This is a genomic window from Pseudomonas sp. FW306-02-D09B, assembly GCF_058782685.1.
Map to the genome: position 1 here is coordinate 428,125 of NZ_JBYSXY010000002.1, position 12,898 is coordinate 441,022.

Genomic DNA, 12,898 nt, shown 5'->3' on the forward strand with positions numbered 1-12,898 from the left:
CATGTTCAATGACCTGAGTCGCCTCGGTAAATACCTCGGTCAGGCCGCGCGCCTGATGGTCGGCATGCCCGACTACGACACCTACGTCGAGCATATGCAAACCAAACACCCGGACAAACCGGTGATGAGCTACGAGGCGTTCTTCCGGGAACGCCAGGAGGCTCGTTATGGTGGCAAGGGTGGGCCGAAGTGCTGTTGATGCATGAGGTCTAGGTAACACACGACTGTAGGAGCACAGCTTGCTGGCGATGGCGTCTTCAAGATCGCTATCGCCAGCAAGCTGTGCTCCTACAGTTTTTTCAGCGTTTGGGAGATCTTCTTTTGCTACCCCCTATCCCTGTTACGGTCCTCAGCGGTTTCCTCGGCGCCGGCAAAACCACACTGCTGCGTCACCTGCTCAAAGCCGAGCACGGCCTGAAAATCGCCGTGATCGAAAACGAATTCAGCGACGCCGGCATCGACACCCAACTCTTGGGCGATGAGCCGGTGCAAGTCATGACGCTGTCGAATGGCTGCGTCTGCTGCACCATTCACACCGACCTGACCAAGGCCCTGTACCTGTTGCTGGAACGTCTGGACAGCGGCGAAATCGCCTTCGACCGCCTGGTGATCGAATGCACCGGCCTGGCCGATCCGGCACCGGTGGCACAGACCTTCTTCATCGATGAAGAGCTGCGCGAGCGCTACATCCTCGACGGCATCATCACCTTGGTCGATGCGGCTCACGCCGAGCAGCACTTGACCCAGACCATCGCCCAGGCGCAGATCGGCTTTGCCGACCGCTTGCTGGTGAGCAAGCGCGATCTGGTCGACGAAGTGACGTTCAGCGCGCTGAGCGAACGTCTGACCCGGATCAATCGTCGTGCGCCGATCCGCGTGGTTGAGCACGGCAAGATCGATCTGGCCGAGTTGCTCGACGTGCGTGGTTTCAACCTCAATGCCGACCTCGGCGGTGGTGTCAGCCTGCGCCCGGTGGGCAAGGCGCCGTCTATCGACCGCATCTCGAGCCTGGTGCTGCGGACCGACAAACCGCTGGATATCGACAAGCTCAGCGAATTCATGAACGAACTGCTGGAAGACCATGGCAAGCAGTTGCTGCGCTACAAAGGGGTGCTGAACATCCTCGGAGAACCTCGGCGCATGGTGTTTCAGGGCGTACTGAAGTTGTACGGTTTTGACTGGGATACCGAGTGGGCCGAGGATGAAGGGCGGGAAAGTGTGATCGTGTTTATTGCCGATGAATTGCCGGAAGAGAAAATTCGCGCCGGGTTTGCGCGGGTGGCAGCTGAGTAAGGTCGGATATCTTCCGCGTGTTTGAGGCCGTCATCGCGGGCAAGCCTTGCTCCTACAAGGCGTAAGGCTTGCCCGCGATGGCGATCTAACCGGCGACGCTATCAGGGGCCGATTCCGGGCTCAGTAATTTCTTCTCAAGATGATCCAGATGCTCGGTCATCAGCCCCACGGCGGCCTTGGCGTCTCCGCGCTCTATTGCCTCGACAATCGCCGCATGTTCCTGCCACGCACAATGACTGGGCGACTGTTCTTCGTAGCAGGCGATAGCCAGCGATGTCAGCGGCACCAGGCTGCCAAGAAATTGCGCCAGCGGCACGTTACCGGCGACGTGCGCCAGTTGCAGATGGAATTCACCTGACAGGCGAATGGCCGGCCCACGCTGGTTTTGCTCGATACAGCGGCGTTCGCGTTCGATCAGTTCGCGTAACTGCGGCAGGTGCCGGGAAGTCGGTTGTTGGCAGGCCAGTCGCACCAGGGTGGTTTCAGTCAGCCTGCGGGCGTGGAGTATCTGGCGGGTTTGTTCGGCATCGGGCGCCGCGACTTGCGGACGATGATTGGGCCGCAGGATGACCACCTGCTGATGGGACAAACGCGCCAGCACCTGGCGGATGATGCTGCGGCTCACGCCGAATGCCTGGCCAAGGCTTTCTTCGGTGAAGCGGCTGGCCGGGGCGATGCGTTGTTCGAGAATAGCGTCGAAAATCTGCGGGTAGATGTCATCGACGCAACGCTTCTTTTCGCTCTGGCGGCGCAAGGGCAGGGCGGCGGAAATCGAGAAAACGGGATTCTTCAAGGCGTAGGAACTCATGGCCAGTCTCCAGTCCGGTTGCCGATAGGGGATTCTACAAACAGTTATTGGCCCAGATTGTCATCCGGGATATTCAGTTCAATACCCATGCGCTGTCCTTCCTGAAGGATGTGCCGGCGCATTTCGGCGCTGGCCAGGGCGCTGTTTTTGCTGCGGATCGCGCGGACCACGGCTTCGTTTTCTTCCAGCCGCCCGGCCAAGTGTTCCGGGGAATTGCGCAGCATCTCGGCACTCTGTTTGAGGGCGTTGCTGGTTTGCTGCACGACGTTCTGGAAGATCGGGTTCGAAGTCAGGGTGAACAGCTCTTCGTGGAATGCGATGTAAGCGTTCATTCCGGCTTCGCTGTCGTTGGCTTCGAGGGCTTCGCGCATGTCCATCAGCGTCAGGCGCAGTTGGCCGATTTCCTTGCTACTGATGGACTGGGCAACCAATCCGACAATGAACGGTTCGAGGGTGTAACGCAGTTGCAGCACATCCTCGAGACTGGCGCCGGCTACGCCACTGTCGTTGGCTGGCGCGTCGTTCAGGTTGGCCTCCAGCACCACCACGCCTTTGCCGGGCATGGAGCGCACCAGGCCGAGGGTCTCCAGCACGATCACCGCTTCACGCAGGCTAGGCCGGCTGATACCCAGTTGTTCAGCCAGTTCGCGTTGCCCCGGCAACATATCGCCAGAGCGCCACTGCCCGCGCGCCAACGCGGCACGAAGCTTTTCAACCACTGAATTTACAACTGTCGACGAGGTGATCACTGTTCGCTCCATGAGAGACGGTAAAACGCTGAATTGTTGTGCCTGCCAGTGACAGGCACAAGGTTCGGTCAAAATTCTTGCTGATGCGCCGGCGGTGCTGATTTACGTGACTGGAAGGTGTAGCCCTGCTCGCCGGACAGTACCTTGTTGGCACGCTGGACATCGATGTCTTTTTCCCAGCGTGCGATGGCCACGGTGGCGACGCAGTTACCGATCAGGTTGGTCAGTGCCCGGCCAATGCCCATGAACCAGTCCACCGCCAATACCAGCACCAGGCCCACCACCGGAATCGCCGGGATCGCGGTCAGGGTTGCCGCCAGAATCACCAGGGCCGAGCCGGGAATGCCGTGGGCACCTTTGGAGGTGATCAGCGAAACCAGCAGGATCGTCAGCAAATCGCTCATGGCCAGCGGTGTGCCGGTGGCGTTGGCGATGAACACGATGGCCAGGGTCAGGTAGATCGAAAAACCATCGAGGTTGAACGAGTAACCGGTGGGAATCACCAGGCCAACCGTCGAGCTGCCGATACCCAGGTGCTCCAGTTTGCGCATGATTTGCGGAAGCACGGCGTCGGAGGAGGCGGTGCCCAGGACGATCAGCAACTCTTCGCGCAAGTACTTGAGAAAGGGCAGCAGCCGCAGGCCGGAAAGGCGCATCACCAGACCCAGGATCAACGACACGAACACTGCGCATGTCAGGTAAAACAGGCCGATCAGGCTGCCCAGATGTTGCAGGGAGTCCAGGCCATATTTGCTGGTGGTGAAAGCAATCGCACCAAACACACCAATCGGTGCCAGGCGCACGATCATGCCCATGATGCGGAAGATCACATGGCTGAGCTCGTTGATCAGTCGCGAGATTCCCGACGCTGCTTCACCCACCAGGTTCAGCGCGCTGCCGAACAGGACCGAGAACAGCAGCACTTGCAGGATGTTGTTGTCGGCAAAGGCGCCAATCACCGAGGTCGGGATCAGGTCCATCAGAAATTGCGTGGTGGTGTGCATGTGCTGGCCGCGCTGGGCGATATCGCCCATGTCGGCGGTGGAAAGCTGATCCAGATGAATGTTCGCGCCGCTGCCGATGCCGGTGCTGAATGCGAACACCAGACCGATCACCAGGGCGATGGTGGTCAGCACTTCGAAGTAGATCACCGATTTGAGGCCGATGCGTCCGACCTTTTTCAGGTCGCCTGCGCCGGAAATACCGCTGACCACCACGCAGAACACGATCAGGCCGATAAGCATTTTGATCAGTTTGATGAAGCCGTCGCCGAGGGGTTTTAACTGGGCGGAGTATTCGGGAAGGGTCAGTCCGCAGATGATGCCGAGCACCAGTCCAAGGACAACTTGAAGGAAGATTGAGCGCGAGCACCATCTGAGCATGGGAGGAATCCTGGTGAGTGTCCTGGGTGCCGTGCGCTGTGCGCATCAGATTCAGGACTTAATTATTGTGGTCTTACCGGTATGTCCAGTGCAGGCGCAGTTTAGGCGCTGTTTTCAGAGGGCTGCAAGCGGAAAATGACGAATTGGCTTTACCGGTCTTACCAGTTGTGCGGTAAGGGCCGATCTTGAGCGGTTTTGCAGGCGAAAAAAAACCGGCCATCTCTGGCCGGTTTCTTTTTGCTGCGGTTAAGCGGGCTGATTAAGCGCCGTATACCGGCAGCTTCTTGCAGATGGCCTTGACCTTCTCGCGAACGGCATCGATCACCGCTTCGTTGGAAAGGTCAGCCAGGATGTCGCAGATCCAGCCGGCCAGCTCTTTGCACTCAGCCTCTTTGAAGCCGCGAGTGGTCACAGCCGGAGTACCGAAGCGCAGGCCGGAGGTGACGAACGGGGAGCGTGGATCGTTTGGAACCGAGTTCTTGTTCACGGTGATGAACGCTTTGCCCAGAGCGGCGTCGGCGTCTTTACCGGAGATTTCCTGCTTGATCAGCGACAGCAGGAACAGGTGGTTTTCAGTACCGCCGGAGACCACGTCAAAGCCGCGCTCGATGAACACGCCGGCCATGGCCTGGGCGTTCTTGACCACTTGTTGCTGGTAGGCCTTGAACTCAGGCTGCAACGCTTCCTTGAAGCAGATCGCTTTAGCGGCGATCACGTGCTCCAGTGGGCCGCCTTGGGCGCCCGGGAATACCGCGGAGTTCAGTTTCTTCTCGATGTCGGCGTTGGCGCGAGCCAGGATCAGGCCGCCACGTGGACCGCGCAGGGTCTTGTGGGTCGTGGTGGTGACCACGTCAGCGAATGGCACCGGGTTCGGGTAGACGCCAGCAGCGACCAGGCCGGCTACGTGAGCCATGTCGACGAACAGGTAGGCGCCAACCTTGTCAGCGATTTCACGGAAGCGCGGGAAGTCGAGGATCTGCGAGTAGGCAGAGAAACCGGCCACGATCATTTTTGGCTTGTGCTCAACAGCCAGACGCTCGACTTCGTCGTAGTCGATCAGGCCGTTGCTGTCGATACCGTACTGAACGGCGTTGTACAGCTTGCCGGAGGAGGAAACGCTGGCGCCGTGGGTCAGGTGACCGCCGTGGGCCAGGCTCATGCCCAGGATGGTGTCGCCCGCTTGCAGCAGGGCCAGGTAAACGGCGCTGTTGGCTTGCGAGCCGGCGTGTGGCTGAACGTTGGCGTAATCGGCGCCGAACAGTTGTTTGGCACGGTCGATGGCCAGTTGCTCAACCACGTCGACGTACTCGCAACCGCCGTAGTAGCGCTTGCCTGGGTAGCCTTCGGCGTACTTGTTGGTCAGAACCGAGCCTTGAGCTTCCATCACCGCTGGGCTGGTGTAGTTTTCCGAAGCGATCAGCTCAATGTGTTCTTCCTGGCGCTGAGCTTCTTGCTCCATGGCGGCAAAAAGGTCGGCGTCGTACTTGGCAATAGTCAAATCACGGCTGAACATGGCGGTCCTCAAGGATCGGGGGGCAGAAAAGGAAAGCATTCTAACCCAATGGGTTTTGTCTGGCATATGAAAGGACATCATGTCGCAGACAAGTGGTGTTCATGACGGGATATGCGGCGATTATGCAGGCCTCATCGCGAGCAAGCTTTGCTCCTACGGATATCACCGTCTGTAGGAGCAAAGCTTGCTCGCGATGGCGTCATCAGCCACGCCACAAAATCTCAGTCAAACATGAACAACGCATCGTTGCTGAACTGCGCTTCGAAACGCGCCGCCGGCATCGGGCGGCCAAACAGATAACCCTGCACCTCGTCGCAGCCGTGTTCACGCAGGAAATCGAGCTGTTCGTGGGTTTCCACGCCTTCGGCGATCACCGCCAGGTTCAGGCTATGGGCCATGGCAATGATCGCCCGGGCAATCTGCGCGTCCTGTTCGCCGGACGGCAGGCCGTCGACGAAGGTCCGGTCGATTTTCAGCACGTCGATCGGGAACTGCTTCAAGTAGTTCAGCGATGAATAACCGGTGCCGAAGTCGTCGACCGCGATGCTCAGGCCGAGGTTTTTCAGCCCGGCGAGAATCTGCATGGCTTCGCTGACTTCACGCATCAGGATACTTTCGGTCAGCTCCAGCTCCAGGCAAGCCGGTGGCAGGCCAGTGTCCTTGAGGATGGTGGCGATGCGCGTGCCAAGCTGGCCGTCGGAGAATTGCCGTGCAGAGATGTTCACCGAGACTTTCGGGACGCGGACCTTGGCCTGGTGCCAGGTTTTGAGCTGACGGCAGGCCTCGCTGATCACCCAGTCACCGACATCCACGACCAGTCCAAGCTCTTCGAGCACTGGAATGAAGTCTCCCGGTGGCACCAGTCCGCGACGTGGATGCCGCCAGCGCAGCAGGGCTTCGGCGCCGGTCAGGCGTTTACCGTCGCCGCTGAATTGCGGCTGGTAGTACAGAACGAATTCGTTTTGCTCAAGGGCGTGGCGCAGGTCGCTTTCCAGTTCCAGGCGCTCCAGGGCGCTGGCGTTCATGTCCGCCTGATAGAACTGGAAGTTGTTCTTGCCGCGCTCCTTGGCGTGGTACATCGCCGTATCGGCGTTCTTCATCAACTGGCTCAGTTCATTGCCGTCCTGCGGACTCAAGGCGATGCCGATACTGGCGGTGACAAAGAACTCGCGGCCTTCGAGGACAAACGGCTTCACCAGGCTGGCAAGGATTTGCTCGGCGACATGAATCGCCCGGTTCAGCGCGATCTCGCGGCTGGCACGCGGTTGCAGGAGCAAGGTGAACTCATCGCCGCCCATGCGCGCCACCGTGTCGTCATCGTCGACGCAAGCGAGCAGGCGGGTGGCCATTTCCTTGAGCATACGGTCGCCGGCGGCGTGGCCGAGGGAGTCGTTGATCGGTTTGAAACGATCGAGATCGAGGAACATCAGCACGACCCACGACTTTTGCCGCTCCGCCGATTGCAGCGCGGTGTGCAACCGGTCCTGGAACAAGGTGCGGTTGGGCAGGTGGGTCAGGGCGTCGTAGTAGGCGAGGCGGTGAATCCGCTGTTCGCTGGCCTTGCGCTCGCTGATGTCACTGAAGAAACACACGTAGCTGGCGAGGTCGCCTTCGTCATCGAGTACTGCCGTAATGCCGACCCACGCCGGGTAGTGTTCACCGTTGCGGCGCTTGAGCCAGACTTCGCCTTCCCAGGTGCTGTGCTGGTGCAATTGCTTGAGCACATAGCGCAGGTGGGCTTCCTGCTGGTCATCGACGGTCAGCATGTTCGGCAGCTGGTCAAGGACCTGCGCCACTTCGTAACCGCTGACGCGGCTGAAGGCTTCGTTGGCCTGCACGATGTAGCCGGCCGGGTCGGTGATCAGAATCGCCGACGTCGAGTGTTCGAAAACCGTGGCCGCCATGCGCAGGTCTTTCTCGGCACGGCGCTGCTGGCTGATATCGCGACCGACCCCGAGCACACCTTCGAACGCGCCATGTTCATCCCAGACCAGGACCAGGCGCAGTTCGATCGGGATCTTGCGCCCGTCGGCGCGCAAGCAGTCGAACAGGAACAGCTGGGTTTGCACCTGGCTGCGCAGTTGCGCCAGTTGCTCGGGTTTATCCAGGGCTTTGCTGACCCGGTCCATTAGGCTGTAGATGCCGGTCAATTGTTGCGGGTTGGCGATGGTTGATTGCCAGCCATTCTGGAAGATCCAGTCAACGTCATAGCCGAGCACGGCGTTCACCGACGGGCTGACGTAATTGAGCGAGAGTTTGCTGTCGGTGGAGAAAATCACGTCGCTGATGCTTTCAGCGAGCATCCGGTAACGCTGCTCGCTGTCGCGCAAGGATTCGCTGGCTTCGATCTGATCGGTAATGTCTTTGGCCACGCCAATGATGCGGGTGACCTGGTCATGTTTGTCCCGCGCCAGCGCCTGTTCGCGGATTTCGAAACGCCGCCATTTGCCGTCGCGGTGACGGAAGCGCAACTGGCACTGCATCAGTTGGGTGTAACCGGCCTGGCGCTGTTCCTGCCGCAAGCGGTGGTAGTGATCGGCGTCTTCGGGGTGCAGCAGAATCTCCCAGAAGTATTCGCCCATCTGGTGCAGTTCGGTTTTGTTGTAGCCCAGCGTCTGGCCCAGGTGGTGGTTACTGAAAATCATCCGCTGGCTGATCACGTCCTGCACGTAGAGATGATCGGGGACGGTACGCACGACATCCGACCAGAAACCTTCACGCTCCAGCAGCGACAACTCGACAATTTTACGGCTGGTGATATCGCTGATGCTGAGGATCACCGCTTTGGCGTCGTGCTGTGCTTGCGGCAAATGCAATACCAGCCACAGATGCTGGTCGCGGCCCTGGGTGTCCCTGAGCTTGATCTCCAGTTCCAGCTGTTTCTGCTGGTTGAGCACGGCATCGAGCAACTGGTTGCCGATGGCATTGCCATCCAGTGGCCCGCCTTCGATCAACAGCTTCCAGGCTTGCTCGCTGGACTGGACGTTGAGCAGGTGCAAGGCGACCTGGTTGACCTCGGTGATGCGCAACTCCTGTAGCAACTGTCGGCGTTGTTCGGGGTTTTCCAGCCACCGCTGCAATTGCTCGCTGGTGTGCAGTTGCGCCTTGTCGAGGCAGGCTTTGAGTTCGGAGAGATCCAGTACACAGAGCGCAACACCGGTGCCGTCGAAAATGTCCCGATAGCGCCGACGTCCGTCGTGCACCTGACGCTGGCGTCGGCGCATATTCAACAATGCGATGAGTGGTAGCAGCGAGAAGGCCAAACCCAGCAGGCATTTGCCGATAAACACCGGTAGCAATTGTTCGAACACTCGTTGCCGGTCAAACAGCCCGCGTAATTGCCAGTCGCTGTTACTGAGGGGGACGACCAGTACGCTGTTCGCCAGGTCATTGGCGTTTACCGTGTCCGGTTTGTTCGAAGGTAATCCGTCGTCGCGGCTGATGATCTGTTGGTTGATGCGGTTTTCCACCACCCACAGCGGACGGATTCCTGTGTCACTCTGCTTGGTCAGTGAAGAGAAAAACGTCGGCCGCAGGCGCAAGACCCAGTAGTCGCGCGTGCTGCCGCTGGCCTGGTGCAGCAACAGGTTCACCACCGAGCCGTCGTTGGCGTTGCTGAAGTAATGCACCTGCGCGTGACTGCGCCGGACCAGCTCGCTCAGGTAGCCGGCATCCTGGCTGTCGCTGGCGCTGTCACTGAGGATTTTCCCCGAGGGGCTGAGCAGCGCGAGGCTGAGTAAATCAGGCAGCGATTGCTGCAGTTTGCGCAGCAGCGCCTGTTGCTGATCAACGGTCTGCGGTTTTTCGACGATCGGTAGCAGATTCAGTGCGATCTGGGCGTTGAGCGTCATGTTCAGGCTGACTTGCGCGGCCAGATCGGCGGTGTAGTCAATGGTGTACTGGCGCTGGCTGTTCTGGGTTTCGCTCAGTTGGTCGAATAATTGCCAAAGCAGCAGTCCGATCAACAGTAGGACAAGCGTTGCCAATGCGCCTTTCAAGGTGCCGCGCAGGGGCGATCCGGTCGCAGAACTCAGTGCGCTCACGGACGAAGGCGGAGTGACATTGGACAAACTGTGATCCTGCGGTTTGGCTGGATTGGCGCGACGTGCACTATAAGCCGGACGCCCGGAGGGCGGCTAGCATGCCTTGAGTTGTGGCAAAGTGCCAGCCCCTCTCGGCTGGACTGCCTTCCGTCATTAAGGTAGCTTTGCCGGTTACGCGGGAGCGTTCCAGCTCTTAGACTCAGGCTTTTTTCGCGCGCACGTATTGATAGCAATCAATCGCAGGCGGCGCGTATGGCCTGGCCCGGGCTTCGCCCGTGCTTATATTCATCAGTCACTGACCCTAGGTTCTCCATGGCTCAATACGTCTTCACCATGCATCGGCTGGGCAAAGTTGTTCCGCCGAAGCGGGAAATCCTGAAAAACATTTCGCTGTCGTTCTTCCCGGGCGCCAAGATCGGCGTACTCGGCCTCAACGGCTCGGGTAAATCCACACTGTTGAAAATCATGGCCGGCGTCGACACCGAGTTCGACGGCGAAGCCCGTCCGATGCCGGAATTGAACATCGGTTACCTGCCGCAAGAGCCGCTGCTGGATCCGACCAAGACCGTGCGTGACGTGGTCGAGGAAGCGGTCAGCGTGATCAAGGACGCGCAAGCGCGTCTGGATCAGGTCTACGCCGAATACGCCGACCCGGATGCCGACTTCGACAAGCTGGCCGCCGAACAGGCCAAGCTCGAAGCCATCCTGCAGGCGGGCGACGGTCACAACCTCGATCGCCAACTGGAAGTCGCCGCCGATGCGCTGCGTCTGCCGGCCTGGGATGCCAAAATCGAACACCTGTCCGGCGGTGAAAAGCGTCGTGTGGCCCTGTGCCGCCTGCTGCTGTCCGCACCGGACATGCTGCTGCTCGACGAACCGACCAACCACCTGGACGCCGACTCCGTGGCCTGGCTGGAGCATTTCCTGCACGACTTCCCGGGTACCGTGGTTGCGATCACGCACGACCGTTACTTCCTGGACAACGTCGCCGGCTGGATTCTGGAACTCGACCGCGGCGCCGGTATTCCTTACGAGGGCAACTATTCGGGTTGGCTTGAAGCCAAGTCCGACCGTCTGGCCGCCGAATCCAAGCAGCAGTCGGCCCATGAAAAGGCCATGAAGGAAGAGCTGGAGTGGGTGCGCAAAGGCGCCAAGGCCCGTCAGTCGAAATCCAAGGCGCGTCTGCAACGCTTCGAAGAAATGCAATCGCAGGAATTCCAGAAGCGCAGCGAAACCAACGAGATCTACATCCCGGCCGGTCCTCGCCTGGGCGACAAGGTCATCGAATTCAAGAACGTTACCAAGGGCTATGGCGATCGTGTGTTGATCGACAACCTGTCGTTCTCCATGCCTAAAGGCGCCATCGTTGGCGTGATTGGTGGTAACGGTGCGGGTAAATCCACGCTGTTCCGCATGCTGATGGGCAAGGAACAACCGGATTCGGGCAGCATCGAAGTCGGTGAAACCGTGCAACTGGCCTGCGTTGACCAGAGCCGTGAAGACCTGGACGGCAGCAAGACTGTGTTCCAGCAGATCTCCGACGGTTCCGACCAGATCCGCATCGGCAACTACGAGATCCCGTCGCGCACCTACGTGGGTCGCTTCAACTTCAAGGGCGGCGATCAGCAGAAGTTCGTCAAGGACCTGTCCGGTGGTGAGCGTGGTCGCTTGCACCTGGCCCTGACCCTGAAAGAGGGCGGCAACGTCCTGCTGCTCGACGAACCGTCCAACGACCTCGACGTTGAAACCCTGCGTTCGCTGGAAGAAGCCCTGCTGGACTTCCCGGGCGCCGCCATTGTGATCTCTCACGATCGGTGGTTCCTTGACCGCGTCGCGACTCACATCCTGGCGTACGAAGACGACTCGCAAGCGGTGTTCTTCGAAGGTAACTACACCGAGTACGAAGCCGATCGCAAAAAGCGTCTTGGCGATGCCGCTTCCCAGCCACACCGGGTGCGTCACAAGAAACTGGCCTGATCGGCTGGTTACATGAAAAACGGAGCCTTCGGGCTCCGTTTTTTTTGCGTGAGCTTTCTCTGGCTCCGGGCGCGGTTCAGTTCGGTTCGATGCGGATGATTTCGATCAACTGATCGCCGGCGGGTCGTTGCCAGAGCACTTCGTCATTCAACTGTGCACCGAGCAGCGCCCGTCCCAGCGGTGAGCTCCAGTTGATCAGGCCTTTGGCGGCATTGGCCTGATCTTCGCCAACCAGTTGCACGCGTCGTTCGGTGCCCCGTTCATCGGCGTAGGTCACCCAGCTGCCAATCTGAACCTTTTTGGTGGAAGTGGCGGGTGGCACCGCTTGAGCGCTTTGCAGGCGTTGCTTGAAGTAACGCAGATCACGCTCGAGATCGGCCAGCCACTGTGGGTCAGCCTCCTCGCGGGCCGATTGTTCGCCGTGCTGGTTTTGCAACTCGGCGACTTTGGCCTGCAGCAGGGCGAGGCCTTCGGGCGTGACGTAGTTGGGCTGCGTGCTGACCTGGCGTTCTACCGGCTGGTCGGCTTGTGGGGTGGCGTTATCTTCATTGACGAAAGCGCGGCTCATGGCGGTTCTCCCTGAATGGGGTTTTGGCCATCGTCGCAGGCTTCTGGTTTCGAAGGTTGTCCGAAAACGACCTGCTGCGAGCGATAGCCCCTTGCTACACCCTTGAAAGGTGGTGATCAATCCATCGTCGTGGTTGCAAGGTGGGCGTGTTCAGCCAGTTCCTGTTCGATGAACGCGGCGATCATGGCTCGATACATTTGCTCGATGACCTGCGGGTTGGCACCGACCTCTTCAGACAGTGCCCGGACTTTGGCGATGACCTGTTCAACACGCTGCGGTGCTTTCACCGCGTCGCTGTCTTTCTTGAAGCGAGCGGCCTGCGACACATAAGCGCCGCGCGCGGCCAACAGGCTGACAATTTGCCGATCCAGCCGGTCAATGTTTTCGCGTACTTCCTCGAGGGAGCGGCAGTTGGCATCCATGTAGTTTGAGCTCCTTGTATAAACATAGTCTTTAACGTCGGGGGATTCACACTCCCCTTGTAGGAATACAGCTTGCTGGCGATGCAGGCTCCTCGGTCTGCCAGTAGAACGGCAGTGATCCCTTCGCCAGCAAGCTGTGCTCC

At 59.4% G+C, this 12,898-nt stretch carries 10 protein-coding genes; 3 read left to right on the forward strand and 7 right to left on the reverse strand.

Annotated elements, in window-relative coordinates; translation table 11 throughout:
* Window position 1: 1 nt before the first annotated feature.
* Together AC3WK5_RS06170 and yjiA are read left to right on the forward strand one after the other, a co-directional pair.
* Window positions 2-199: a YbdD/YjiX family protein gene (locus tag AC3WK5_RS06170; protein WP_010448516.1), complete on the forward strand. Its 198-nt coding sequence runs from the start codon at window positions 2-4 to the stop codon at window positions 197-199.
* A 122-nt stretch (window positions 200-321) separates the two neighbouring features.
* A complete protein-coding gene (gene yjiA / locus AC3WK5_RS06175; protein ID WP_054595498.1) occupies window positions 322-1,293 on the forward strand; it encodes a GTPase in 972 nt (323 codons plus the stop codon).
* Between the two features lie 85 nt (window positions 1,294-1,378).
* Here the strand turns inward: yjiA and AC3WK5_RS06180 are convergent, their stop codons facing one another.
* The 5 genes from AC3WK5_RS06180 to AC3WK5_RS06200 all read right to left on the reverse strand — a co-directional run bounded on the left by AC3WK5_RS06180 (window position 1,379) and on the right by AC3WK5_RS06200 (window position 9,815).
* The gene (locus AC3WK5_RS06180) at window positions 1,379-2,101 is read right to left on the reverse strand and encodes a GntR family transcriptional regulator (RefSeq protein ID WP_103319430.1); all 723 of its coding nucleotides are present in this window, start codon (window positions 2,099-2,101) and stop codon (window positions 1,379-1,381) included.
* Between the two features lie 44 nt (window positions 2,102-2,145).
* Window positions 2,146-2,850, reverse strand: coding sequence for a FadR/GntR family transcriptional regulator (locus tag AC3WK5_RS06185; protein ID WP_054598230.1), 705 nt, complete (start codon window positions 2,848-2,850; stop codon window positions 2,146-2,148).
* A gap of 68 nt (window positions 2,851-2,918) precedes the next feature.
* Window positions 2,919-4,232 (reverse strand): C4-dicarboxylate transporter DctA, encoded by a 1,314-nt coding sequence (locus AC3WK5_RS06190; protein WP_103319429.1) that lies wholly within the window; start codon window positions 4,230-4,232, stop codon window positions 2,919-2,921.
* Window positions 4,233-4,491: 259 nt separating this feature from the next.
* Entirely contained in the window at window positions 4,492-5,745 is a 1,254-nt protein-coding gene (gene glyA / locus AC3WK5_RS06195) for a serine hydroxymethyltransferase (RefSeq protein ID WP_054595500.1), read from the reverse strand.
* A 221-nt stretch (window positions 5,746-5,966) separates the two neighbouring features.
* Window positions 5,967-9,815, reverse strand: a complete 3,849-nt coding sequence (locus AC3WK5_RS06200; RefSeq protein ID WP_103319427.1) for a bifunctional diguanylate cyclase/phosphodiesterase — start codon at window positions 9,813-9,815, stop codon at window positions 5,967-5,969.
* 285 nt (window positions 9,816-10,100) lie between these two features.
* Between AC3WK5_RS06200 and ettA the strand changes: the two genes are divergently transcribed.
* Window positions 10,101-11,765, forward strand: a complete 1,665-nt coding sequence (gene ettA, locus AC3WK5_RS06205) for an energy-dependent translational throttle protein EttA (protein WP_054595502.1) — start codon at window positions 10,101-10,103, stop codon at window positions 11,763-11,765.
* Window positions 11,766-11,841: 76 nt separating this feature from the next.
* Here ettA and AC3WK5_RS06210 read toward each other — a convergent pair whose 3' ends face one another.
* Together AC3WK5_RS06210 and AC3WK5_RS06215 are read right to left on the reverse strand one after the other, a co-directional pair.
* Window positions 11,842-12,333 (reverse strand): GreA/GreB family elongation factor, encoded by a 492-nt coding sequence (locus AC3WK5_RS06210; RefSeq protein ID WP_103319425.1) that lies wholly within the window; start codon window positions 12,331-12,333, stop codon window positions 11,842-11,844.
* A 116-nt stretch (window positions 12,334-12,449) separates the two neighbouring features.
* Window positions 12,450-12,755, reverse strand: a complete 306-nt coding sequence (locus AC3WK5_RS06215; protein ID WP_103319423.1) for a chorismate mutase — start codon at window positions 12,753-12,755, stop codon at window positions 12,450-12,452.
* Window positions 12,756-12,898 lie beyond the last annotated feature (143 nt).

Coding starts and splice junctions, on each gene's coding strand:
- AC3WK5_RS06180 (WP_103319430.1), bottom strand. CDS start 2,101: ATGAGTTCCTACGCCTTGAAGAATCCCGTTTTCTCGATTTCCGCCGCC.
- glyA (WP_054595500.1), bottom strand. CDS start 5,745: ATGTTCAGCCGTGATTTGACTATTGCCAAGTACGACGCCGACCTTTTT.
- AC3WK5_RS06170 (WP_010448516.1), top strand. CDS start 2: ATGTTCAATGACCTGAGTCGCCTCGGTAAATACCTCGGTCAGGCCGCG.
- AC3WK5_RS06210 (WP_103319425.1), bottom strand. CDS start 12,333: ATGAGCCGCGCTTTCGTCAATGAAGATAACGCCACCCCACAAGCCGAC.
- AC3WK5_RS06190 (WP_103319429.1), bottom strand. CDS start 4,232: ATGCTCAGATGGTGCTCGCGCTCAATCTTCCTTCAAGTTGTCCTTGGA.
- ettA (WP_054595502.1), top strand. CDS start 10,101: ATGGCTCAATACGTCTTCACCATGCATCGGCTGGGCAAAGTTGTTCCG.
- AC3WK5_RS06215 (WP_103319423.1), bottom strand. CDS start 12,755: ATGGATGCCAACTGCCGCTCCCTCGAGGAAGTACGCGAAAACATTGAC.